The sequence below is a fragment of the Actinomadura luzonensis genome, assembly GCF_022664455.2.
Classification (GTDB): domain Bacteria; phylum Actinomycetota; class Actinomycetes; order Streptosporangiales; family Streptosporangiaceae; genus Nonomuraea; species Nonomuraea luzonensis.
In genome coordinates, this window is sequence record NZ_JAKRKC020000002.1 from 2,169,255 (window position 1) to 2,192,154 (window position 22,900).

Consider the following 22,900-nt stretch of genomic DNA (forward strand, 5'->3'; position numbering starts at 1 on the left):
CGGATCCATCACAGCCACGTCCTTGGTCTCACGGCGTTCGCCTGGTCGATGAGGGCGTGGCGTTCCTGGCGGGTGGCGGCGGCCACGGCGAGCCGGCGGTAGATGGACTCCAGCCGCCTGCGCAGCCCCGGCTCGGTGAACCTCGCCTCGGCGAGGGTCAGGTCCGGCGGCGGCGGATTGCCCTCCAGCCAGGCCAGCCCGCCGTGCAGCAGCTCGGCGGTGAGCAGGTCGCGGCGGCGGGCGTCCAGGTCGGCCAGGCGGGCCAGCCGGTCGGCCGCCGTCACCAGGTCCGCCGGGACGATCGCGGCCGGGTCCGGCCGGCGCGCCGCCGAGACGGCCAGCGCCACCTGCGCCGCCACCCGGTGGCTGGACGTGGCCGGCACCTCGTCCAGCACGCTCAGCCGGCCCGTCCTGGCCAGCCCGAACGCCGCGCTCACGTAGCCGTGGTCGGTGCGCCAGACCGTGTCGTACCAGGGGGAGGCGTGCTGGCCCGCGGACTCCAGCGCGTACGCCAGCGCCAGCTTGGGGGCGGGCTCGCCCGGCAGCAGCGACAGGCAGGCGTCGAACATCCGCACCGCCTCGTCGGCCTGCCGGGTGGCCAGCGCCAGCACGCCCCGGTACCAGGTGACGCGCCAGTCGCCGGGCAGCTCGGCGGCGAGCCGGTTGAGCACCACGGGGGCCTCGGCGGCGGCCTCCTCGGCCAGCAGCCGGGCCCGCATGAGCCGGGTCTCCGGCGTCTGCGGCATGGCGGCGAGCTGTTCGATCAGCTCCTTGCTGTCGCGGCCGAGCAGCCCGGCGAGCGCGCCCGCCGCCGGGTCGGCCGGGTCCACCAGCGGCACCGGCAGCGCGGCCGCGGCGTCCGCCGGGTCGAGCGGCGCGAGCACCGCGTCGCCGCCCTCGGCCAGCGCCGTGCCCACCGCGCCCCGCTCGGGCCCGAACAGCGTCGAAGGATGCGGGTACGGCACCCGGTCCTCCTGCGCGCACACCTCGCGCAGCACGCCGACGAGCTGCTCCTCCATCTCCCAGGCGCTCTGGAAGCGTTCGGCCGGGTCGTCGGCGGTGGCCCGGCGCAGCAGCCGGGTGAACGACGGGTGCCCGCAGTCCTGCGGCAGCGGCGCGGCCTTGCCGTTCTGCACCGGGCTGAACCCGGGGATCGCCAGCACGGCGAGGGTGCGCGCCACCGTGTAGAGGTCGGAGGCCACCGTCGCCGGCTGCGTGTCCAGCTCGGGGGCGTGGTAGCCGACGGTGGCCCAGGAGGTGCCGGGCGGCGAGCCGATCGGCTGCATCGCGCCGAGGTCGATCAGCTTGAGCTGGCGGCCCACCCGGATCACGTTGGCCGGCTTGAGGTCGCAGTAGACCATGCCGTTCTCGTGCAGGTAGCCGAAGGCGTGCAGGATCTCCCTGCCGTACATGAGGGTCTCGCGCAGCGGCAGCGGGCCCTGGCGGCGCAGCTCGTGCAGCGACTGGCCGCCGACATACTCCATGACGATGTAGCCGAGCCCGGCCGAGCGCTGGAAGTTGAAGATCTTGACGATGTTGGGGTGGTCGACGGTGGTCAGGAAGCGCCGCTCGGCCTCGGCCGCGGCCAGCGCCTCGGCGTCGTTGGTGTTGAGCAGGCCCTTCAGCACCACCCAGCGGCCGTCCAGGTTCTCGTCCGAGGCCAGGTAGATCCAGCCGAGGCCGCCGTGCGCCAGGCAGCCGAGCACCCGGTACTGGCCCGCCACCAGGTCGTCCTTGTCGAGCTTCGGCGCGAACGAGTACGGCGTGCGGCAGTGCGGGCAGAACCCGTCGGTCAGCCCGGGCCGGCCGCCCCGCGAGCGGCCCACGGGCTTGCCGCAGTCGGGGTTGGCGCAGAAGCGCTTGTTCTCCGGCACCTCCGGGTTGGCCAGCACGGCGGCGGCCGGGTCGCGGTAGGGCACCGACGGCAGGTCGGCGAGCGTGGCCAGCACCCCGGCCCGCGACCGGCCGCTGCTGACCGGGCCCGTCATGGGCCGGCTGACCGGGTTGGTGGCGGGGGAGGAGGGCTGGGTGGGCGGTGAGAGCGAGGCCGAGGGGGTCGCCGCGGGGGCCGGCGCGGCGGACGCGGCGTGCCCGCACAGGTCGCAGTAACCCTCCTCGATGGTGCCGGTGCAGCCGGGTTGCGCGCAGCGGGTCATGCTCTACCTCCGTGGATGGCGCGCTGGTAGTTCTCGACGGCCGCGGCCGCCTGGGTCAGGTCGCAGGGGGCGCTCCACAGCAGGGCGCGGGCCCGTTCGAACAGTTCGGCGGCGGCCGGGTCCTCGGCCAGGCCCTTGCGCACCGCCATGACCTGGCAGGCGCCGAGCCGGCCGCGCAGCTCGTCGCGCCGGCCGACCAGGCCGTACAGGGCCTTGGCGGTGGCCTGCGCCTGCTGGGCCGCCGCGCCGGCCTCCTCCTCCAGCCGGGCCAGCCGCTTGGCGCGCTGCACCCACGGGTCGGCCGAGACGTCGAGCGCGTCCAGCGCGCCGGCCAGGGCGTCGACCCGGCTGCGCGGCTGCGCCTGCGGCGGCAGCGCGATCTTGACGACGACCGCGCCGTGGGCCAGCCGGGCCTCGCTCTCGGCGGCCCGCACCCGGTCCAGCGCGGCCACCAGGTCCTCGCGGCGGCGGGCGAACTCCTGCTTGACGGTGAGCGCCAGCTCCAGCTCGGCGGCGGCGGCCGTCAGCCGCCGGACGGTCAGGTCGAGGTCCGGCTCGACGGCCGCGCCGAGCGGGTCCGCGACGACGTCGGCGCGTAACCGCTTCAGCTCGGCCTCGGCCGTGCCGAGCCCCGGCGCGCTCTCCCCGAGGGCGCTCTCCAGCTCGCGGACGCGGCGCAGGGAGGCGTCGGCGGCGTCGAGGCGGGGCAGCAGGTCGCTCCAGCGCTGGTCGATGTCGGTGAGGGCGGAGGTGACCTCGCGGAAGGCGGCGTCCATGCGGGTCACGGTCTGGTCGAGCGTCAGCCGCTCGTCCGGCGGCGGCAGCAGCGAACGCTGCTCGACCGGCTTGGCCGCGGCCCGCAGCACCACCGACGGGCCGGCCAGCAGGCCGGTGAGCTGTTCGAGCTGCTCGGAGCCGAGCCGGGCGCGCGTGGCCCTGAGCTGCTCGGCGTCGCGCAGCACGGCGCGGTAGGCGTCGTTCAGGCTCCAGAGCCTGGCCAGCGCCTCCTGCGCGGCCGCCCACCGGCGCTCGGTCGCCCCGCGCAGGGTGGCGCCCCTGAGCAGCTGGTAGGTGGTGTGGGATTCGAGATCGAGCAGGTCGCCGGAGATGCGGTCGCGTTCGTCGGCGCGGGCACGCAGCGCGTGCTCGACGCCTTCCCTGCTCATAGGTGGTCCCAGGCTCATCACGCTCCCCGCGAAGAGACCCCCTGTGCCCCGTTATACCGGCACAACGGAGGGTCTAGTCGCTTTAGTTCCTTTTGCTGCGAGGGTCGGGGGGACCCCTGACTTGTCCCTGATTCAACCCCGTGTCGCCTGCAATCGGCTTAACGATCTCTTAGCGTGATGAACATGGGACGCATACTTCTGATCATCGCGGCGGTCGTCGCCGCACTCGTACTGCTCGGCCCCCTCGTGGGGTTCGCGCTCACGCTCCTCAAGTGGGGGCTCATCATCGGCGCCGTCGCCTTCGGCGTGCTCTTCCTGTCGAAGTGGGCCAGAAGGACATAGCTTCTGAGAGGATCCGCAGTCATAGTTGGGTGATGGAGGCGCGGCCGGCGGTTGACGATGCCGCGCTCGGGCGCGAGGCGATGGCCGTGCTCGAGGCGAACTGGACGGGCTCTGGCACCGTGCCCGCCCCAGGGCTCTATCCCCACCAGTGGAGCTGGGACTCCGCGTTCGTCGTCATCGGTCTGGCCAGGCGCCGGCCGGACCGGGCCCGCGACGAGCTGCTGAGCCTGCTGCGCGGGCAGTGGGCGACCGGCATGGTGCCGCACATCGTCTTCCACACGCGGGAGGCGTACTTCCCCGGGCCGTCGGTGTGGCGCTCGCAGGAGCACGCGGCCGCGCCGCACGTCCTCACCTCGGGGCTCACCGCGCCGCCGCTGCACGGGCTGGCGCTGTGGTGGCTCTACCGGCACACCGGCGACGAGGACTTCGTGCGCGAGGCGTACCCCGCGCTGGTGGCCCAGCACGACTACCTGGCCTCGGCCCGCGACCTCGGCGGCGCCGGGCTGGCCGCGATCGTGCACCCCTGGGAGTCGGGCATGGACGACAGCCCGGCCTGGGACGAGCCGCTGCACAACCTGCCCGCCATCCGCTACGGCTACCGCGGCGTCGAGCTGGCCGAACGCCACCCCGACAGCGACCACGACCGCTACGTCTGGCTCGCCATGCGCTACCGCGACGCCGGCTACAGCGCCGACTACCTGCGCGAGGACCACCCGTTCGCGATCGAGGACCCGATGTTCAACGGCATCTGGCTGGCCTCCTGCCAGGCCATGGCCGAGCTGGCCCCGCTCGCGCGCGCCGACCCCCGCCCGCACGCCGAGCAGGCCGAGCGCATCAGGCGCGCGCTGGTCGAGCGCCTGTGGGACGGCTGCTTCTACGCCCGCGACCTGCGCGCCGGGCACCTCATCCGGGTCGCCACGGTCGGCGGGTTCGGGCCGCTGCTCGACCCTGGGCTGCCCGGCGAGCAGCTGCGGGCGGGCATCGAGCTGCTGGAGTCGGCCCGGTTCATGGGGGCGACCGGCTATCCGGTGCCGAGCTGCGAGATCCGCGCCGGGCAGTTCGACCGCACCCGCTACTGGCGCGGCCCGTCCTGGGTGAACACCAACTGGCTGCTGCGCCGCGCGGCGGCCGTGCACTCGCTCGACCACCTGGCGCAACAGCTCACCAACGGCACCCTGCGGCTGGTCCGGCAGGCCGGCTTCCGTGAGTGCTTCGACCCCTTCGACGGCAGCGGGCGCGGCTGCCGCGACTTCTCCTGGAGCGCGGCTCTCACCCTCGACCTGCTCGCCGATACCGTGGTGGAGTGAACATCTTCCGCCGCCTGCCCGCCGACCTGCGCCGATCGCTCGACCTCCAGAAGGGGGAGCGGGTCCTGACCTTCGCCGCCTCCGACACCGGCCACGTGGTCGCCACGAACCTCGCGCTGCTGCTCGCGGACGGCACGCGGGTGCCGTACGAGGAGGTCGACAAGGCGTCCTGGGACGAGCAGGGGCTCACGCTGGTCACCGTGGACGGCACCCGTCACGCCGAGCGCGTCGCCGAGCCGCGTATGCTGCCCGAGACCCTGCGCGAACGGGTCAACTCCACGATCGTGGTCAACAAGCACGTCAGCCTGCCCGGCAGGGGCGGCGTGCGGCTGGTGGCCAGGCGCCGGCCCGGCGGCGAGGTGCTCGGCTGGACCCTCGTCTTCGACGACGGCCTCGACCCGGCGGACCCCGGCCTGCGGGCGCAGGCCGAGCAGGCTCTGGAAGGCGTACGGCGCAGCATGGGTGTGTGATCGGGCACACACCCATGCGCACCCCCCTAGTACGTGATGCCCGACTCCCGTGACTTCTGTTCCAGGCCGTCGGCCTTGGCCACGTCGTCGTCCGGCCAGCCGGTGCCGCCGTCGTGGTGGGCGTCGCCGCCCAGGAACGGGATCCGCTGCTGCAGCGTGTCGCCCACCTTGGTCCTGGCCACGTCCGCGTACCTCGACGCCTGCGCGCCGACCACGCCCGCGACCTCCTGGACCCGGGGGTTGTCGGCCACGCGTTGCGCCGCGCGCTTGATCTGCTCGTAGCGCTCACGGCCCGCCCGGCTGCCGAGCACGTAGCCGATCGCCAGTCCAAGGGTGAATGTCATCCGATATCGCATTTCGCACCTCCGCTGTCACCGGGCCTACCCCAGTTACGATGCGACACGCACTCCAGGAGTGCGCTAATCTATTCATGCGCACGACGGAGGGGCCGCAAAGCCCAGCCGAGCAGCGTAAACAGGTCGATCCCGCGTAGCTCAACGGCAGAGCAGCCGGCTGTTAACCGGCAGGTTATAGGTTCGAGTCCTATCGCGGGAGCCACCAAAAGGTCGACAACGCAGGCCCTCCCACCGGTAACAGGTGGGAGGGCCTGAGTCGTTCGGGGGCCGTCCGCCGGGCGCGTCGCTACACTCGCTCGCCATGACGCGGTCATCCGGACGACTCGGGCTGCCTCGGCCTGATCGGCGGCCTGCCGCCGGTGCACAACCCGGGCCTGCCGTGGACGATGCCGGTCCTCGGGGCCGCCGCGATGGCGATCGGCCTCGGCGGGCTCGCCCTGGTGGTGGACGGGCTCACGGCATGATCGGCTCCTCGTGAGGCCGGCGGCGGCGGTCCTGGCGGCGGTGCTGCTGCCGGTCCTGGCGGGCTGCGGCAGCCCCGTGGACGAGGCCGCCGCCAGGACGCGGGTCGAGGCCGAGCGGATCGGCCGCGTCATGACCCTGGTCAACGCCCGGCGCTCGGCCGCCGACTACGCCAGGACCGCCGAGAACGAGCGCGGCCCCTACGACCTGCGGGTGCGCGCGCTGGCGGCCCGCGGCGACAAGTTCGAGGGAGGAGCCGTCGTGGTGCTCCAGATCACCGTCACGGGGACCTTCAGCGGGCGCTTCGGCGGCAAGGGCGCGACGGTCAGCGCGACCCGCTGCTACCGCTACACGATCGAGAACCGGACAGACGACGACGAACCGGAGGAGGTCGCCTGCCGCCGCTGACCGGGGCGGCGGCCTACGCGTGGGCGGGCTCGGCGGGCGGGCTTATGGGCGGCATAGGTCGCTGAAGATCACTTCGGGTGTCTTAAGTTCCGGTTCAGGCGGCCAGGAGGACCCTCCAGGTGTCACATTCACCTCGGGGAGGGAGACCCCCACATGAAGGTGCAGCAGCGCCTCGCGACCGTCGCGACCGCCACCGTGCTCGGGCTGGCCGGGCTCGCCGGCAGCGCGCTGGCCGACGACGGCGGCCCCGTCGTGGCCGGGCCGGACGGAACCGTCACGGTGCACGGGGACGGCCAGGTCAAGGTGCACGGGGACGGCCCGGTCAAGGTGCGCCCCGGGCCGGGAGCGCCGGGCGGGCGGATGGCCTGCCGGGCGCGGGGCGGCAAGGCCGTGAAGCTGTCCAGGGTCAAGGTCGCCGAGCTGGTCAAGGAGCGGGTCATCGACCCGGCGGAGGCCTGGGACCTGGCCTCGGACGGCGTCACCGTCGTCCCGGCCGACCAGGTGGTGGTCACGCTGCCCGCCAGGGAGCTGCCGCGCAGGGTCGCGGGCAAGCACTGGCGCTCCGGCCGCGGCGTCCACCTGACCTGCGTCTGGACGGAGTTCTCCGTCCGGTAGCGAGCCCGGCAGGCCCCCGCCCGCCGGGCAGGGGCCTGCCGGTCATTTCACCGTTCGTGAGGATACGGTCACACGATTTCCGCTTTCCCGGGACAAGCGCGGCATCGGCCCGCCAGGATGGGGACCGCCGGTCCCGCTGGGCCGGAGCCGCGTGAAGATCTGCGAGAGGTGGCGCGGAGAGGGCGCCGCCGCCAGGACGTGCCGCCGCGACCCGGAATCCGGCGGGGCGATCCGACGACGGAGAAGTGCTGACAGCCGCGTGCGTACCTGGATCAGGTCCCTCACCCCCTTCGACATGCCCGCCGCGCGGGGCCGCCCGGTGCCGGCCACCGACCCGCGCGAGGCGGACCGCTTCATCAGGCTCTACCACGCCGAGAACCCGGACGCGGGCGGCCCCCAGGCCCGGCTGCGCGACGTGGCCCGCGAGATCGCCCGCACGGGCACCTACACCCACACCGCCGACGAGCTGGTCTTCGGCGCGCGGGTGGCCTGGCGCAACAGCAGCCGCTGCATCGGCCGCCTCTATTGGCGCTCGCTCCGCGTCCGCGACCGCAGGGACGTCACGACGGCCGAGGGGGTGGCCCTGGAATGCGTCGCGCACCTGAGGGAGGCCACCGGCGGCGGCCGGATCCGGCCGACGGTGACGGTCCTGCCGCCGGACGCCCCCGCCCGTCCCGGGCCGCGCGTGCTCAACGACCAGCTCGTCCGCTACGCCGGCCACCGCGCCCGCGACGGCCGCGTCATCGGCGACCCCCGCAACCTGTGGCTCACCGACCTGGCGCGGACCCTGGGCTGGCGCGGCGGCACGGGCGGCAGGTTCGACGTGCTGCCGCTGATCATCCAGCCGGGGCTCGGCGACCCGCTGCTCTGCAACCTGCCCGGCGACGCCGTGCTGGAGGTGCCGCTGACGCATCCCGACTACGCGTGGTTCGCCGGGCTCGGGCTGCGCTGGCACGCGGTGCCCGCCATCTCGGACATGTGCCTGGAGATCGGCGGCGTCTGCTACCCGTGCGCGCCCTTCAACGGCTGGTACATGGGCACCGAGATCGGCGTGCGCAACCTCGCCGACCACGACCGCTACGACCAGCTCGGCGCGGTCGCCGCCCGGCTCGGGCTGGACACCTCCACCGAGCGCTCGCTCTGGCGCGACCACGCGCTGGTGGAGCTGAACGTGGCGGTGCTGCACTCGTTCGAGCGGGCGGGGGTGACGATGAGCGACCACCACACCGAGTCGCGGCGGTTCCTGACGCACCTGGCGAAGGAGGAGCGGGCGGGGCGGGTGTGCCCGGCCGACTGGTCGTGGATCGTGCCGCCGCTGTCGGGCGGCGCCACGCCCGTCTTCCACCGGTACTACGACACCAGCGTCCTCACGCCGGCGTTCGTCCATCATCGATGAGCCGCCGCCGCAGTGCCGCGGCCTCGCCCTCGGTCAGGCCGGCCGCGGCCAGGCGGCGCCCGGCCCCGTCGAGCGCGGACAGCACGGCGGCCCGCGCGGTCGTGCCCGCCCGGTCCAGGTACGCCTGGACGCGCAGGTCGTCGTCGGGCTCCCCGAGCAGGGCGTAGAGCGGGCGCAGCCGGCCGGCGGACAGCTCGTAGTCGGCGGCGATGTCCGCCGCGTCCGCGCCCGCGAGGGCGAGCAGCAGCAGCACGACCAGGCCGGTGCGGTCGCGGCCGGCCACGCAGTGCACGAGCACGCCGCCCGGGGGCGCCGCCGCGACGGCCCGCAGCACCCGCACGCACCGCTCGGCCCGGCGCTCCAGGAACGCCCGCAGGTAGAGCGGGGTGCCGCTGTGCTCGTGCCGCTCGCCGGGCTCGTGCAGCGGAGCCGCGACGACGGTCATGCCCGGCGGGCGCAGCCCGGGCGGCGTGCGGTGCTCGCCGGGCACCCGCAGGTCCACGATCGTCCGTACGCCGTGCGCGGCGGCGGCCCGCCAGCCGGCCTCGGTCAGCCGATCGGGGGTGTCGGCGCGCACCAGCGCGCCCCAGCGGGTGCGGAGGCCGCCCGCGACCGGCAGGCCGCCGAGGTCGCGGACGTTGTGGCAGCCGTCCCACGCGAGGTGCCGGGAGTCCATACCGGACACGGTACTTGCCGCCACGTGGCAGAACATGGTTCTGTTGGTGACATGTCGGAACTCGTGCTCGCAGCCGTCGACCAGGGCGTGCTCACCCTGACCTTCAACCGTCCCGAGACGCTCAACGCCTGGACGGACGCCATGGGCAGGCGCTACTTCGACCTGCTGGAGGAGGCCGAGCGGAACCCCGAGGTGCGGGCCGTGGTGGTCACCGGCGCGGGCAAGGGGTTCTGCTCGGGAGCGGACTTCAAGACCCTGAACGCCATCCAGACCGGCTCCTACGACGAGAAGCCCGACCCGCGCCCCAACACGTTCCCGACGAGCATCGCCAAGCCGATCGTCGCGGCCGTGAACGGCGCCTGCGCCGGGCTCGGCATGGTGCACGCGCTCGTCTGCGACCTCGTGTTCACCGCCGAGGACGCCAAGTGGACCACCGCGTTCCCGCGCCGGGGCCTGGTCGCCGAGTACGGGCTGTCGTGGGTGCTGCCGCGCGTCATGGGGCAGCAGCGGGCCATGGACGTGCTGCTGTCCGGGCGGGTGTTCACCGGGCGGGAGGCGTACGAGCTGGGCCTGGCCAACCGGGCCGTGCCGGGGGAGTCCGTGGTCGCCGAGGCGCAGGCGTACGCGCGGGAGCTGGCCGCCTACAGCTCGCCGGCGTCGATGGCGGTGATCAAGCGCCAGGTGTGGCGCGACTGGGACGTCACGCTGGAGGAGTCGGCGAAGACGGCCACCCAGGAGATGCTGGCCTCCTTCGGCCGCCCCGACTTCGCCGAGGGCGTGGCGAGCTTCCTCGAACGCCGCCCCCCGGCCTTCCCCGCGCTCTAGGGGGAGCCTCCTCAGGCGATCCGGTGCGCGCCCTTGGCGGGCGTGGCCGGCAGGAACCGCGGCGGCTGGAAGCCGCGCTCGGCGTAGGCGGCCGTGACGGAGTCCTGGACGGACCGCAGCCGGTCGTCGGCCACCAGCGCGATGGCCGAGCCGCCGAAGCCGCCGCCGGTCATCCGCGCGCCCCGGGCGCCGCCCCTGACGGCGGCCTCGACGGCGACGTCCAGCTCGGGCGAGGACACCTCGTAGTCGTCGCGCAGCGACAGGTGCGAGGCGTTCAGCAGGGCGCCGATCTCGTTGACGGCGCCCGCCCGCAGCAGGCCGATGAGCGCCTCCACCCGGTGGTTCTCGGTGACGACGTGCTGGGTGCGCCTGCGCTCGGCGCCGGAGAGCCGGTCGAGGGCGGCGGCGAGGTCGGTGACGTCGCGCAGGGCCGGGACGCCGAGCTTGCGGGCGGCCGACTCGCACTCGGCGCGGCGCTTGGCGTACTCGCCGCCGGCGTGCTCGTGGTGGACCTGGGTGTCGATGATGAGGATGCTCAGGCCGTGGGCGGCGAGGTCGAGCGGGATGGCGCGGGAGGCGAGCGAGCGGCAGTCGAGGAACAGCGCGTGGCCCTCCTCGCACAGCGCCGACGCGGCCTGGTCCATGATGCCGCAGGGCATGCCGACGAAGTCGTTCTCGGCCTTCTGGCTCAGCAGGGCGAGCTCCATGGGGCTGAGGCCGAGCTGGTGCAGGTCGTTGAGCGCGGAGGCGACGGAGACCTCCAGGGCGGCGCTGGAGCTGAGGCCCGCGCCCTGCGGGACGTCGCCGTCGATCGCGATGTCCGCGCCGGCGACGCGGTCGCCGAGCATCTCCAGGACGCCGACGACGTAGCGGGCCCAGCCCTTGGACTCCTCGTGGGTGGCGAGCGTGAGCGGCTCGCCGGGGGACTGCAGGGACAGGAGGCGGACGGTGCGGTCGGCGCGCGGGGTGACCGCGGCGCTCACGCCCCACGGCACCGCGAACGGCAGCACGAAGCCGTCGTTGTAGTCGGTGTGCTCGCCGATCAGGTTGACCCGGCCCGGCGCGTGCCAGACGGTCTGGGGATCCGCACCGAAGGCGGCGCGGAAAGCTTCAACAACGCGCATAATCCAACACTCCTCAACAAAGGCCCGACCGTAGACTAGCGCCATGGAGGAGCTTCTGGATCCAGGGCTCGGCCGGGTCCGGGTGTTCCTGATGCCCGACGACAACAAGCCGCGCAAGCTCAAGTACAACCTGGGCCACCGCAGGATCCTCGCCTTCGGCGGCGCGTACTCCAATCTCATCAGAGCGGTGGCCGAGGCCGGGCAGCGGCACGGCATCGAGACGATCGGCGTGATCAGGGGCGAGGAGCACCTGCCGCTCAACCCGGTCCTCGCCCGCGCCGCCGCCTGCGGCATGACCCTGACCTACCTCGACCGGGCGGCGTACCGGCGCAAGCACACCGAGGAGGTGCGCGCGGCCCTCCGCGCGCGGTGGGGCGAGGACGTCGCCATCCTCCCGGAGGGCGGCAGCAACGCGGCGGCCGTGCGCGGCTGCGCCGAGCTGCCGGGCGAGATCGGCGTCCCGTACGACGTGGTGTGCTGCCCCGTCGGCACCGGCGGCACCCTCGCCGGCCTCGCGGCCGGGCTGCCCGAGGGCAAGCGGGCGCTCGGGTTCGCGGTGCTGAAGGGCGGCGCCTTCCTCGCCGGCGAGGTGGCCAGGCTGCAGCGCGAGACGTACGGGCGGACGTGGGACAACTGGTCGATCGAGCTCGGCCACCACTTCGGCGGCTACGCGCGGACCACGCCCGAGCTGGAGGAGTTCGCCGCCCGGCACGGCGTCGAGCGGATCTACGTGGCCAAGATGCTCTGGGGCGTCCTCGACCTGGCCCGGCGCGGGGCCTTCGAGCCGGGCGCCCGCGTCGTCGCGGTGCTCACCGGGCGCCGCGACGACGCCGGGGCTCAGCCCTCCACCCCCGTCGCCGCGTGCGGCGCGCCGACCGGCTTGGACTCGGGCGAGCCGCGCTGGCGCAGGTAGATCGACAGCACCACCATCGACAACACGGCCAGCAGCTCGGACTGCCAGTTCTGCAGGCTGCGGTTCCAGAACTCGGGCGAGGTCACGTACGCGCCCCACGACACCGGGTCGCGCAGGTCGCCGAGGCGCTCGGCGTTGTAGGCGGACTGCCCGGCCACCGACTGGGCCAGCCACGACAACACCCAGATGAGCCCCATCACCAGGCCGAGCGAGTTGCTGAACATCCACAGCCGCAGCCCGCGCGCCTTGGCCCAGGCCGGCGAGTCGGCCTCGGCGTGCGCGCCGACCTGCTGCTCCTTGTCGGACTCGGCGCCGGCGTCCTCGACGGCCTTGGACTCGGTCGAGCCCTTCTGCACCAGCCAGACCGTGAGCACGATGTACAGGAAGAACTGCAGGTACTCCGACTGCCAGTTCTCCGCCACGTTCACGGCGAAGTCGGAGGAGGCGACGTACTTCCAGATCGAGATCGTCTGGTCGCCCAGGGCGCGCTGCTGGTCGTTGAAGTCCAGCATCCCGGCCACCGCCTGCCCGCCGAGGGCCAGCAGGAACATCACCAGGAAGGCCAGGGCCAGCGAGTTCTCCTTGATCCACTTCACAGTCTCGACCACCCGATGGCGAAGAACCACGCCAGCCCGACCACGATCAGGAGCGTGGTGATCGTGAACATCACCCGCATCAGTCCTCCACCTCGCACTCGTACGGCAGGTCGCGCACCGGCTCGCAGCCCGCGGCCCTGACCCGCCATCCGTCCTGGAAGCGATGCAGGAAGAGCGTGTCGCCGGCCAGCCGCACCTGGGCGTCCTCGCCCCACACGCTCACGTCGGTGACGGCGCCCCCGGGGCCCAGCTTCAGCTCGCGCAGCGCCTCGGCGCACGTCTGGCCGCGGTCGGGGAGCTTGTCGGCGGTCTTGGGGGCGAGCATCCCGCACGCGGCGTCGTCCTGGTCCGCGGCGAGCGCCGCGTGGAACCGCTCGGCCGCCCGCGCCGGGGCGGCCTGGTCCGGGGCGCAGCCGGCCAGGGCCAGCGCCAGCCCGAGGGCCGGCGCGATGAGCAGGATTCTCATGGATCGCGTGCTACCCGGCCGTCACTGAAACATGCTGTCTAGTGATCGAGCTGATCGAGCACGGGGCTGACCAGAGCGTTGAGCTCGCGGGCCAGCACGGTGACCGCGCGGCGGGCGCGCTGCTCGACCTCGTCGTGCGGGCCCTCCGGCTCCGGCGGCAGGTCGTCGAGCGGCAGCGGCGCCTCCACCAGCAGCGACGCGCGCAGGAACGGGATGCGGGCCAGGTCCTGCTGGGACGGCTCGACGTACTGGCCGAAGGTCTCCTGCCAGCCCAGCCAGCCGCGGTCGCGCCACCAGGCGCGCGAGCGGGTCAGCTCCTCCGGCAGCGGCGAGACCAGCCGCACGCGGGCGTAGAGCGTGCCGTCCCAGGTGTTGCGGTGGCAGGTCGCCTCCAGCACGCGGCGGTCCCACCGCACGTAGCCGGGGGTGAGCGAGGGCGGCGTGGCCAGCCGCCACGCGGCGCACGCGAACCTGACGGGGGCGATGTCCCCCCACTCGAACTCGTCCAGGTTCTTGCGCACGTGCACGGCGTAACGCCCGTCGCGGTCCCTGTCGAAGTCCTGGTCGATCCAGAACGCCTTGGCCATGGGACCCACGCTACGGCCCGCGCGCGGTCCCGGAGGCGCGGACCGGAGATCTCGGAATGCCCTGTGACGCAGGGCGACGGATGTGTAGCTTTTTCACATTGTCGGCTGACTTGGGAGTGAAGAATGGCGTCAGAACAGCTCGACGCGGCGATGGACTGCTGGAAGGCGGGAGAGCTCGACCGGGCCGCGGCGCTGTTCAGGCAGATCGCCGCCACGGGCGACCCGGAGGCGTCCCACCTGCTGGCCGGGCTGCTGCAGGAGCAGGGCGACCTCGACGGGGCCGAGGCCGCGCACCGGGCGGTGATCCAGTCCGGCGACCCGGTGTTCGGGCAGCGCTCGGCCATGGCCATGGGCATGATGCTGATCGCCGCCAAGGAGTGGGCGGCGGCCCACCGGGTGCTGACGATCGCCTCGGACGGGGCCGACTTCGAGGTGGCCGCGCTCGCCGACACCTCGCTCGTGCTCGTGTGCACCCAGCTCGGCGACGCGCCCGGCGCGGAGGAGGCGCTGGAGCGGGCCCGCCGCTGCGACAGCGCCGCCGTCGCCGAGCTGGCCGCCCGGCTGGAGCTGCCCGACTTCGACCAGGACCCGGCCACCGCCCGCGCCCGCTACGCCGCCGCCGAGGACGCCGACGACCTGCGCGACCTGCTGACCTGCGGCGACCCCGAGATCGTGACGCTGTCGGCGTTCCGGCTCTACCGGCTGCACGCCGAGGCCGGCGAGTACGAGGAGGCGCGGGCGGCCTGCGAGCACGCGATCGCCGTCGGCCACCCCGACCACCTGTCCATGGCGCACAACCTGCTCGGCGCCGTGCTGGTGGACCTGGGCGAGTACGCCGAGTCCGCGGCCGCCTACCGGGTGGCCGCCGAGGACCCGAGGCCCGGCGTCCGGCTGCCGTCGCTCATCGAGCTGGCCAAGGTCACCGCGCAGCTCGGCGACGAGGACGAGACCGAGGCCGTGCTGCGCCGGGTCGTCGCCACCGGCCACCCCGAGTACGCCGTGCAGGCCCAGGCGTGCCTGGCCCAGATGCTCGCCGAGACCGGCGACGCCGCCGGCGCGCTCGACGCGGCGCGGGCGGTGCTGGAGGCGGGCGAGAGCGAGTGGGCGGCGTTCTGCGTCACGCTGCTCGGGACGCTGCTCGACCGGGAGACGGGGGCGTACGAGGAGATCATGGAGCTGGCCCGGCTGGCGGCCGACCACCCCGACCCGGACGCCGCGTTCAAGGCCCGGCTGCTGCTCGACCACGGCGAACGCCGGCGCCCGCTCGCCGACCCCGTCGCCGAGCAGGCCGTCCAGGACGTGGACGCGGCGCTCGCCCGGCTCCGGGCCGGCGACCTGGACGGCGCCAGGGAGCTGCTGCGCGGGGCCGCCGACTCCGGGGCCGGCCGGCAGGCCGTGCGGGCCATGGTGGCGCTGGCCGAGCTGGAGCTGGGCGAGGGCGACCGGGAGCAGGCCGACGAGCTGCTGGCGTACGTGGCCGAGGGCGACGACCTCGTGCAGGGCTTCGCCGCCGCCTTCCTGCTGACCCTGCTGCGCGCCTCCGAGGACGGCGAACCGCACCCCGTCCTGCGGGCCGTGGTGGACCACCAGCGGCTCGGACGGGAGGAGGGGCTGGCCCGCTACCGCGCGGTCGCCGGCCACCCCGACCCGGACGTGGCGGCGGTGGGCTCGGCGGTGCTCGCCCAGGTGCTCGCGTCCTTCGGGTTCCCGCTGTCGGACACGTCGCGGCTCGTGGACCGGGCGGTGGGGGCCGGGTCGCCGCTGGCGCTGTCGTACGCGGCGGCGCTGGCCAGGGAGCTGCTGCCGGACCGGGAGGAGGTCGTGGAGCTGCTGCGGCGGGCCCGCGCGGAAGGGGACCCGGCGCTCGCCCCCTGGGTGGGGTACCAGCTCGGCGTGCTGGTGGAGGAGGACGACCCGGGGGAGGCGCGGGCGGCGTACGCGGCGGCCCTGGACGCTCCCCACCGCGGGCTGCGGAGCGAGGCGGCCGGGTCGCTGGCCGCCCTGTACGAGCGGCAGGGCGACCTGATCGCCGCCGCGCGGCTGCACGAGCGGGCCCTCGCACGGGAGGACGGGGAGGCGGCGGCCCGCGGCGCGTGGCTGCTCGGGCTCACCCGCATGCGCCTGGACGACCCGGAGGGGGCGCGGGCCGCCTTCGCCCAGGCCCGCGACCCCCGCCCGACACCCCCGCCCGGCCCTGGCGCGGCGACGGCGGGGAGCACGGGTGGCCGGATCGCGACGCTCGGCCGGTTCGCCCGCCGCCTCCTCGACGGCGACCACGCCGCCGCCCGCGCCGCCCTGGCTGAGCTGCGCGAGGGCGGCGACACGCTGCTGGCCGGCATGCTCGCCCTGGAGACCGCCCACTGCCGGCAGCGGCGCGGCGACCACGCGGCGGCCGGGGCCGCGCTCACGCTGGTGGCCGAGGCCGGGCATCCGGGCCTCCGCCAGGAGGCGCACTGCTACCTGGGGGCGCTGCGCGAGGAGACGGGCGACGCGGAGGGCGCGCTCGCCGCCTGGGACCGGGCGGCCGCGGGCGAGGACCCGGCGACGGCCGTCGTCGCGCTGAACGACCGCGCCCGCGTGCTGGCCCGCCTCGGCCGGCACGCCGAGGCCGCCGACGCCTGCCGCCGCGCGCTCGCCCTGGACGACGAGCGCCACCCCGGCACGGTGGCGCGCCTCGCGGACGCGCTGGTGGCGACCGGCGACCCGGAATCCGCCCGGGACCTGCTGACCGAGACCTTCGGCCCGGCCGAGGCCCGCCTCCGCCTCGCCACCGCCCTCCACACCCACGGCGACCCCCTGTCCGCCCTCGCCACCCTCAACGCCGACCCCGGCATCCCGGCGGGGCCCGCCCACCACGCGACCCGCCCGACGACCGGAAGACGACCGGCCGAAGGACCGGTGGGGGAGGAGCTGTCCTCGGTCACAGGGCCGCTGGCGCAAGGGCCGCTCCCGACCGGAGCGCCGACGGGCGAAGGGTTGCTCCCGACAGGAGGGCCGGTGGGCGACGGGCCGCTTCCGGCCGGAGCGGCGATGGGCGAAGGGCCGCTCCCGCTAGGAAGGCCGGTGGGCGACGGGCCGCTTCCGGCCGGAGCGGCGATGGGCGAAGGGCCGCTCCCGCTAGGAAGGCCGGGGGGAGAGGGGCCGCTCCCGGTCAGAGGCCCGGTAGGGGCGCAGTTGCCCCCAGCCGGGCGGTCGGCGGGGACAGAGCCGCGTCCGACCGTGGGGCCGGTGCCGCCGCCGGCCGGGGAGCCGGCCGGGGACGGGCCGCTTCCGGGCCGTGGGGTGACGACGGGGGAGTCGCTTGCGGGGGGTGGGTCGGCCGGGGCGGAGGCGCGGTTGCTCGGGGAGGTGCTGGCCCGGGTCGGGGAGGCGGCGGGGGCGAGGGCGGCGTTCGAGCGGGCCGTGCTGGCCGACCCCGTCACGGCCCCGCGCACGCTGCTGACAGCCGCCCGGCTGGCCGCCGAGGCCGGGGACACGGCGTACGCCCACGCCGCCTGGGAGCGGGCCGCCGAGCAGGACGGCGACCCCTGGGCCGCCGCCGTCGCCAGGACCCGCCTGGGGACGGCCGCCGCCGAGGAGCGCGGCTGGGTGCTGGCCGCCGACGGCGACCGGCCGGGCGCGCTCACCGCGCTCGCCGAGGTCGTCGGCTCGCCCGCGCTGGCGGAGCTGGTGCTGGCGCTGGACGACGGCGACGCGCCGGCCGCCCGCCGCCTGCTCGCCGCCCTCACCGGCGACGACCGGCGCGACGGCCTGTTCCACACCTTGCGCGCGGCCAGGGACACCGGGGACGGGACGACCGCCAGGCGGCTCTACCGGCTGGTGATCGAGCTGGGCGACCCCGAGGCGGTCGCGGAGGCGTACCTGTCGATGGGCGCGAGCTGGGCCGAGGACGGCCACCCCGGCCGCGCCGAGCTGTGCCTCCTGCCCGCCACCGAGCACCCCGCCACCGCCCACGCCGCCTGGCACGACCTGGCCATCGTCCGCCGCCGCCGGGGCGACCTGGACGGCTCGCTGGAGGCCCTGCGCGCCGGGATGCCCCGCACCGCGGCGGCGCTCGCCGACGCGCTGGCCGAGCGCGGCGACGCGCCGGGCGTGCGGCGGGCGCTGGCGGACGGCGCGGCGGCCGGCGACCTGGAGTGCCTGCGCCTGCTGGTCGCCCACCTGGTGGCCGGGCGCGACCCGAGGCCGCCGCGGAGGCGGCCGAGCGCGCGGTGGCCACCGGCGACCCGGAGACGGTCGCCGTGGGGTACGGCGGCTGGGGCGACGCCTGCCGGGACGCGGGCGACCTGCCCGGCGCGGCCCAGCTGTACCGGCAGGGGATCGCGAGCGGTTTCGCCCCGCTGGTGCCCGTCCTGCGGACGCGCCTGGCCGCGATCCTGTACGACATGGGCGACCGGGAGGGCGCGTACGAGCAGGCGGAGGCGGCCGTCGCGGCCGGGGAGCCGCAGGTGGCGGCGACCGCGCATCTGCTGGTCGGCCGCTGGCGGCACGGCGAGGGCGACCCGCTCGGGGCGGCCGAGGCGTTCGCCGCCGCCGCGCGCGCCGGCGACGGCCCTCCGGAGGCGGAGGCGATGGGGGAGCTGCGGGCGCTGGCGCGGCAGGCGTCCGGGCGCGGCGCCCACGACGACGCCGTGCGGATGCTCGACCTCATCGGCCCGCAAGCCGCCGAGCTGGCCCGTGAGCTGGGCGAGGAGTGCGACGACCCGGCCGCCGTCGGGGCGTACTTCGCGCGCACCGCGCGGGGCCCGTTCGCCGAGCTGCAGACCGCCGACCGGCTGACCGTGCTCGGCGAGCGCGCCGCCGCGCGGGAGATCTTCGAGCGGCTCGGCGAGCACGACGACCCCGACGTGCGCTTCGCCGCCGCCGGCAGGCTGCTGGAGCTGCTGGACGGCGAGGGCGACGACGAGGCGTTCTACGACCTGGCCCGGCGCCGCGCGGCCGACGCCGACAGCCCGGTCAGCGGCGTGTTCGGCAGCCTGCTCGGCATGTTGCAGGACAGCAGGGGCGAGACCGCGGAGTCGCTGCGCACGCTGCGCGAGGCGGCGGCCGGCGGCGCGCCGATCGCGCTGTTCACGCTGGCCCAGACGCTGGTGGGCGCGGGTCTGGTGGAGGAGGGGCGGGTGACGTACCGGCGGGTGCTGGACGCGGGCGACCCCGCCCTGGCCGCGCGGGCGATGCTGGCCCTCGGCCGCACCCACCACGACGAGGACGAGGACCTGGCCCGCGCCTGGTACACGCGCGCCGCCGAGTCCGCCGCGGCCCCCGGGGCGGATCCGGACGCCGAGCCGGCCGACGCGCGCACGGGCGCGCTGGCCGCGATGTGCCTCGGCGCGCTGGCCAAGCGCAACCGCGACTTCCCCGAGGCGCTGACCTGGTACCAGCGGGTCATCGACGCGGGCGACGCCGAGTCGGGGCTGGCCGCCGCCCACCTGGGCGAGCTGTGCTACTGGCTCGGCGACCGCGACGGCGCGCTGCGCTACTACGAGCTGACCCTCGGCCTGACCGAGGAGCCCGCGCTCGTCGCCGAGGCCGCCTGCCGCTCGGGCGAGATCCGGTACGAGCGCGGCGACGTCGACGCGGCCCGCCGCCTGCTGCGGGCCGCCGCCGACTCGGCTGACCCGTCCTTCGCCCCGCAGGCCGGCACCCTCCTCGCCAGGATCGCCCGGCTGCCGGGCGTCGAGCACTGATCGCCGTACGGGATCGCCATGACCCCCTTGCCGTCTATTGAATGACCAAATAGTCTCATCCAGTCAAACAAATGGGGTGAGACGGAATGGCCAAGGCCGGACGACCGCCGCAGGACCCGGCGCGCCAGCTCGAACGGGCGCACCGGATCCTCGACGCCGCCGCCGAGCTGATCGCGCGCTGGGGCTACGACAAGACCACGATCGACGACGTGGCCCGCCGCGCCGGCGTCGCCAAGGGCACCATCTACCTGCACTGGCGCACCCGCGACCAGCTCTTCGGCGCGCTGCTGCGGCGCGAGCGGGTGCGCCTGCTGGAGGAGGTCAAGGCGACGCGGCCGGCCACGCTGCACGAGCTGTTCGGCCGCTTCGTCCGCACGACGCTGAGCCGCCCGCTGCTGCGCGCGGTGCTGCTCGGCGACGACGAGGTGCTCGGCAAGCTGACGCGCATGAAGCGCACCAGCACCACCAGCCTGCAGCTCGGCCCGCACTTCGACGCCTACCTCGACCGGCTGATCGAGCACGGCGCGGTGCGCAAGGAGCCGGGCGACCACCTGATCGTGATCAGCTCGATCGTGTACGGCTTCGTGGCCCTGCCCGACCTGCTGCCCGAGCGCTCGCGCCTGTCCGGCGAGCGCATCGCCGAGCTGGTCACCGACACGCTGGAGCGGGCCATGAGCACCGGCCGCGCGCTGCCGGAGCAGGACAGGCGGGCCGTGGCACAGGCGACTTTGGACATTCTGGACGCCATGGAGGAGGTCGCCCGCCGTCAGCTGGCGGTCGCCCTCGGCGCTGAGGAGCGTGGGTGACGTGAAGGCTGTACTCCCTCTCGACGACGCGGCGGCCGATCTGGCGCTGACCGGCGGCAAGGGGGCCTCGCTGGCCCGGCTGGCGCGGGCCGGGCTGCCGGTGCCGCGCGGGTTCCACGTCACGACCGAGGCCTACCGGGCGTTCGTGGCCGGCTTCGGCGACGCGATCGACCCGGGCGACCCCGAGGCGACGGCCGCCCTGTTCGCCCGGCACGAGGTGCCCGCGGCCGTCGCGGCCGAGATCCGGCGGGCCTACGCGGCGCTCGGCGACGACGTCCCGGTGGCGGTGCGCTCCTCGGCGACCGCCGAGGACCTGCCCGGCATGTCGTTCGCCGGCCAGCAGGACACCTTCCTCAACGTGCGCGGCGACACGCTGCTGGAGGCGGTCAGGCGCTGCTGGGCGTCGTTGTGGAACGCCCGCGCCGTCGCCTACCGCGACCGGCAGGGCGTGCCGCACGAGGACGTGGCGCTGGCCGTGGTCGTGCAGGAGCTGGTGGACGCCGACGCGGCGGGCGTGCTGTTCACCGCCGACCCGGTGACCGGCGCGCTGGACGAGACCGTGATCAACGCCTCCTGGGGGCTCGGCGAGGCCGTCGTCGGCGGCGCGGTCACCCCCGACACGGTCGTGCTGCGCGAGGGCGCCGTGGTGCGCGAGCAGATCTCCGACAAGACCGTCATGACCGTCCGCGTCCCCGGCGGCACGGAGGAGCGGCCGGTCCCGGACGAGCTGCGCCGCGCCCCGGTGCTGACCGCCGCCCAGGCGGCCGAGCTGGCCGCGCTCGGGGCCCGGGTGCGCGAGCTGTACGGCGTCCCCATGGACGTGGAATGGGCCCGCCGCGCCGACGGCTCCTTCGCCGTCCTCCAGGCCCGCCCCATCACCGGGCTCAAGGTGCGTCCCGAGGAGTGGAACGACAGCCTCAAGGGCGAGTACCTGTGGACCGCCGGCAACCTGGGCGAGGCCATCCCCGACGTGATGACGCCGATCACCTGGTCCTACGTCCAGCTGTTCATCCACGAGGCCATGTCCGCCTCGGCGCTGCCCGGCTTCGACATGGTCGGCAACATCGGCGGCCGGTTCTACATGAACCTCAGCATCGTCCACACCATCGCCGCCGCCATGGGCATGAGCAAGCGGGCCGCCGCGACGGAGAACGTCTTCGGCAAGCTGCCGCCCGGCCTCGTCGTGCCGAAGGTGAACCTGTCGCGGTGGGAGATCCTCCGGCGGGTCGTGCCGATGGCGATCGGCCTGCAACGCCGCGTCAGGACGAACCTCAAGGCCATGCCCGCCTTCCTCGCCGGCTCCCGGTGGCGCTGCGAGGAGCTGCGCGCCCGGATCGCCGCCACCGGCTCCCCCGCCGAGCTGGCCGCCCTGTGGGAACGCGAGATCCTGCCGCACGTGGTCACCTCCTGCCGGATGCTGGAGGCCGCCGGCCGCCAGGGCGGCGCGACGCTCGTGTGGACCCGGGACCGGCTGCGCAAGATGATGGGCGAGGCCGACGCCGAGGCCATGCTGACCGGCGTCAACGCCGACGGCGGCCTGGCCAGCATGGACCTGCTCAACGGCCTGTCGCGGCTGTCCCGCGGCGAGATCACCCGCGAGGAGTTCGCCGCCGCCTACGGGCACCGCGGCGCGCACGAGTTCGAGGTGTCCGTGCCGCGCCCCGGCGAGGACCCGTCCTGGATCGACGCCCGCCTCGCCGGCCTGCGCGACCTGCGGGCCGGCACCGAGGAGCTGCTCGCCCGCCAGGAGCGCCTGCGGGAGGAGGCGTGGGCCCGCTTCGCCCAGCGCTACCCCGGCCAGGAGGCCAGGATGCGCGAGCGGGTGCGGCGCTGGGCGGGGGTCGTGCGCGACCGGGAGCGGACGCGCTCGGAGAACATCCGGGCCTTCTGGGTGCTGCGGGCGTTCACGCTGCGCGCCGGGGAGCTGACCGGGCACGGCGACGACGTCTTCTTCCTGCACCTGGAGGAGCTGCTGGGGCTGCTGCGCGGCGACGCCGCCGCCCTGGAGCGGGTGCCGGCGCGGCGGGCCGCCCACGAGCTGTACGCCGCGCTGCCGCCGTACCCGGTGCTGATCGTCGGCCACTTCGACCCGGTGCGCTGGGCCGCCGACCCCGGCCGGCGGGCCGACGTGTACGACGCCCGCGGCGGCCTGCCGCCGGTCAGCGACACGGTGAGCGGCTTCCCCGGCGCGCCCGGCGTCGTGGAGGGCGTCGCAAGAGTGATCGCCGGGCCGGAGGACGGCGACCGGCTCCAGCCGGGCGAGATCCTGGTGACCACGCTGACCAACGTGGGATGGACGCCGATGTTCCCGCGCGCCGCGGCCGTGGTGACCGACCTGGGGGCGCCGCTGTCGCACGCCTCGATCGTGGCCCGGGAGCTGGGCATCCCGGCCGTCGTCGGCACCGGCAACGCCACCATGCGGCTGCGCGACGGCGACCGCGTCCGGGTGGACGGCGAGCGCGGCACCGTCGAAGTGCTGACGTGAGGCCGCCGCCCGGTCCGCGGGCTACTTGACGCCGGGCATCAAGTACTTGATGATGGG

The 22,900-nt window shown here is 75.2% G+C and carries 19 protein-coding genes and 1 tRNA gene; 12 read left to right on the forward strand and 8 right to left on the reverse strand.

The features are described 5' to 3' along the window. Positions 1-8: 8 nt before the first annotated feature. Both MF672_RS40505 and MF672_RS40510 read right to left on the reverse strand, forming a co-directional pair. Positions 9-2,156 carry a serine/threonine-protein kinase gene (locus tag MF672_RS40505; RefSeq protein ID WP_242380574.1) on the reverse strand — a complete coding sequence of 716 codons (2,148 nt, stop codon included), beginning with the start codon at positions 2,154-2,156 and terminating at the stop codon, positions 9-11. Further along, positions 2,153-3,322: a hypothetical protein gene (locus MF672_RS40510; protein ID WP_242380575.1), complete on the reverse strand. Its 1,170-nt coding sequence runs from the start codon at positions 3,320-3,322 to the stop codon at positions 2,153-2,155. Before MF672_RS40510 ends, MF672_RS40505 begins: the two co-directional genes overlap by 4 nt. Positions 3,323-3,505: 183 nt before the next feature. Between MF672_RS40510 and MF672_RS40515 the strand changes: the two genes are divergently transcribed. Genes MF672_RS40515 through MF672_RS40525 form a run of 3 tightly spaced genes read left to right on the forward strand, consistent with a single transcriptional unit; the run spans position 3,506 to position 5,441 of the window. Continuing rightward, positions 3,506-3,664: a hypothetical protein gene (locus tag MF672_RS40515; RefSeq protein WP_242380577.1), complete on the forward strand. Its 159-nt coding sequence runs from the start codon at positions 3,506-3,508 to the stop codon at positions 3,662-3,664. 32 nt (positions 3,665-3,696) lie between these two features. Then, complete coding sequence (locus MF672_RS40520) at positions 3,697-4,971, forward strand: amylo-alpha-1,6-glucosidase (protein ID WP_242380579.1); 1,275 nt, start codon at positions 3,697-3,699, stop codon at positions 4,969-4,971. Beyond that, positions 4,968-5,441 carry a hypothetical protein gene (locus MF672_RS40525; protein WP_242380581.1) on the forward strand — a complete coding sequence of 158 codons (474 nt, stop codon included), beginning with the start codon at positions 4,968-4,970 and terminating at the stop codon, positions 5,439-5,441. The genes MF672_RS40520 and MF672_RS40525 overlap by 4 nt, the downstream gene beginning before the upstream one ends. Positions 5,442-5,467: 26 nt before the next feature. Here MF672_RS40525 and MF672_RS40530 read toward each other — a convergent pair whose 3' ends face one another. After that, on the reverse strand, positions 5,468-5,797 hold the full coding sequence (locus MF672_RS40530; protein ID WP_242380583.1) for a YtxH domain-containing protein: 330 nt from the start codon (positions 5,795-5,797) through the stop codon (positions 5,468-5,470). 127 nt (positions 5,798-5,924) lie between these two features. Between MF672_RS40530 and MF672_RS40535 the strand changes: the two genes are divergently transcribed. The 4 genes from MF672_RS40535 (at position 5,925) to MF672_RS40550 (ending at position 8,678) form a co-directional block, all read left to right on the forward strand. Then, positions 5,925-5,999 (forward strand) — tRNA-Asn (locus MF672_RS40535). A 272-nt stretch (positions 6,000-6,271) separates the two neighbouring features. Beyond that, entirely contained in the window at positions 6,272-6,667 is a 396-nt protein-coding gene (locus MF672_RS40540) for a hypothetical protein (RefSeq protein ID WP_242380585.1), read from the forward strand. Between the two features lie 153 nt (positions 6,668-6,820). Further along, a complete protein-coding gene (locus tag MF672_RS40545) occupies positions 6,821-7,282 on the forward strand; it encodes a hypothetical protein (protein ID WP_242380586.1) in 462 nt (153 codons plus the stop codon). Positions 7,283-7,541: 259 nt separating this feature from the next. Further along, the gene (locus MF672_RS40550; protein WP_242380588.1) at positions 7,542-8,678 is read left to right on the forward strand and encodes a nitric oxide synthase oxygenase; all 1,137 of its coding nucleotides are present in this window, start codon (positions 7,542-7,544) and stop codon (positions 8,676-8,678) included. On the opposite strand, the gene MF672_RS40555 is transcribed toward MF672_RS40550, so the two are convergent. Beyond that, positions 8,650-9,354 (reverse strand): tyrosine-protein phosphatase, encoded by a 705-nt coding sequence (locus MF672_RS40555; protein ID WP_242380591.1) that lies wholly within the window; start codon positions 9,352-9,354, stop codon positions 8,650-8,652. The genes MF672_RS40550 and MF672_RS40555 overlap by 29 nt on opposite strands. Before the next feature lie 51 nt (positions 9,355-9,405). On the opposite strand from MF672_RS40555, the gene MF672_RS40560 reads away from it, so the two are divergent. After that, the gene (locus MF672_RS40560; protein WP_242380593.1) at positions 9,406-10,179 is read left to right on the forward strand and encodes an enoyl-CoA hydratase-related protein; all 774 of its coding nucleotides are present in this window, start codon (positions 9,406-9,408) and stop codon (positions 10,177-10,179) included. A gap of 11 nt (positions 10,180-10,190) precedes the next feature. On the opposite strand, the gene galK is transcribed toward MF672_RS40560, so the two are convergent. After that, on the reverse strand, positions 10,191-11,303 hold the full coding sequence (gene galK / locus MF672_RS40565) for a galactokinase (RefSeq protein WP_242380595.1): 1,113 nt from the start codon (positions 11,301-11,303) through the stop codon (positions 10,191-10,193). 43 nt (positions 11,304-11,346) lie between these two features. Between galK and MF672_RS40570 the strand changes: the two genes are divergently transcribed. Beyond that, entirely contained in the window at positions 11,347-12,216 is an 870-nt protein-coding gene (locus MF672_RS40570) for a 1-aminocyclopropane-1-carboxylate deaminase/D-cysteine desulfhydrase (RefSeq protein WP_242380598.1), read from the forward strand. On the opposite strand, the gene MF672_RS40575 is transcribed toward MF672_RS40570, so the two are convergent. The 3 genes from MF672_RS40575 to MF672_RS40585 all read right to left on the reverse strand — a co-directional run bounded on the left by MF672_RS40575 (position 12,141) and on the right by MF672_RS40585 (position 13,865). Then, positions 12,141-12,812: a DUF6766 family protein gene (locus tag MF672_RS40575; protein WP_242380600.1), complete on the reverse strand. Its 672-nt coding sequence runs from the start codon at positions 12,810-12,812 to the stop codon at positions 12,141-12,143. The two genes, MF672_RS40570 and MF672_RS40575, sit on opposite strands and share 76 nt — an antisense overlap. Before the next feature lie 79 nt (positions 12,813-12,891). Further along, positions 12,892-13,278, reverse strand: coding sequence for a hypothetical protein (locus tag MF672_RS40580; protein WP_242380602.1), 387 nt, complete (start codon positions 13,276-13,278; stop codon positions 12,892-12,894). A gap of 38 nt (positions 13,279-13,316) precedes the next feature. Further along, complete coding sequence (locus tag MF672_RS40585) at positions 13,317-13,865, reverse strand: hypothetical protein (protein WP_242380603.1); 549 nt, start codon at positions 13,863-13,865, stop codon at positions 13,317-13,319. A gap of 123 nt (positions 13,866-13,988) precedes the next feature. On the opposite strand from MF672_RS40585, the gene MF672_RS40590 reads away from it, so the two are divergent. The 3 genes from MF672_RS40590 (at position 13,989) to MF672_RS40600 (ending at position 22,843) form a co-directional block, all read left to right on the forward strand. After that, positions 13,989-18,644, forward strand: coding sequence for a tetratricopeptide repeat protein (locus MF672_RS40590; protein WP_247815669.1), 4,656 nt, complete (start codon positions 13,989-13,991; stop codon positions 18,642-18,644). Positions 18,645-19,638: 994 nt separating this feature from the next. After that, the gene (locus MF672_RS40595; protein ID WP_242378736.1) at positions 19,639-20,358 is read left to right on the forward strand and encodes a TetR/AcrR family transcriptional regulator; all 720 of its coding nucleotides are present in this window, start codon (positions 19,639-19,641) and stop codon (positions 20,356-20,358) included. A gap of 1 nt (position 20,359) precedes the next feature. Further along, complete coding sequence (locus MF672_RS40600; protein WP_242378735.1) at positions 20,360-22,843, forward strand: PEP/pyruvate-binding domain-containing protein; 2,484 nt, start codon at positions 20,360-20,362, stop codon at positions 22,841-22,843. The last annotated feature ends 57 nt before the right edge of the window (positions 22,844-22,900 follow it).

Coding starts and splice junctions, on each gene's coding strand:
- MF672_RS40595 (WP_242378736.1), top strand. CDS start 19,639: ATGGCCAAGGCCGGACGACCGCCGCAGGACCCGGCGCGCCAGCTCGAA.
- MF672_RS40555 (WP_242380591.1), bottom strand. CDS start 9,354: ATGGACTCCCGGCACCTCGCGTGGGACGGCTGCCACAACGTCCGCGAC.
- MF672_RS40580 (WP_242380602.1), bottom strand. CDS start 13,278: ATGAGAATCCTGCTCATCGCGCCGGCCCTCGGGCTGGCGCTGGCCCTG.
- MF672_RS40520 (WP_242380579.1), top strand. CDS start 3,697: ATGGAGGCGCGGCCGGCGGTTGACGATGCCGCGCTCGGGCGCGAGGCG.
- galK (WP_242380595.1), bottom strand. CDS start 11,303: ATGCGCGTTGTTGAAGCTTTCCGCGCCGCCTTCGGTGCGGATCCCCAG.
- MF672_RS40510 (WP_242380575.1), bottom strand. CDS start 3,322: ATGAGCAGGGAAGGCGTCGAGCACGCGCTGCGTGCCCGCGCCGACGAA.
- MF672_RS40545 (WP_242380586.1), top strand. CDS start 6,821: ATGAAGGTGCAGCAGCGCCTCGCGACCGTCGCGACCGCCACCGTGCTC.
- MF672_RS40585 (WP_242380603.1), bottom strand. CDS start 13,865: ATGGCCAAGGCGTTCTGGATCGACCAGGACTTCGACAGGGACCGCGAC.
- MF672_RS40515 (WP_242380577.1), top strand. CDS start 3,506: ATGGGACGCATACTTCTGATCATCGCGGCGGTCGTCGCCGCACTCGTA.
- MF672_RS40560 (WP_242380593.1), top strand. CDS start 9,406: ATGTCGGAACTCGTGCTCGCAGCCGTCGACCAGGGCGTGCTCACCCTG.
- MF672_RS40590 (WP_247815669.1), top strand. CDS start 13,989: ATGGCGTCAGAACAGCTCGACGCGGCGATGGACTGCTGGAAGGCGGGA.
- MF672_RS40505 (WP_242380574.1), bottom strand. CDS start 2,156: ATGACCCGCTGCGCGCAACCCGGCTGCACCGGCACCATCGAGGAGGGT.
- MF672_RS40570 (WP_242380598.1), top strand. CDS start 11,347: ATGGAGGAGCTTCTGGATCCAGGGCTCGGCCGGGTCCGGGTGTTCCTG.
- MF672_RS40530 (WP_242380583.1), bottom strand. CDS start 5,797: ATGCGATATCGGATGACATTCACCCTTGGACTGGCGATCGGCTACGTG.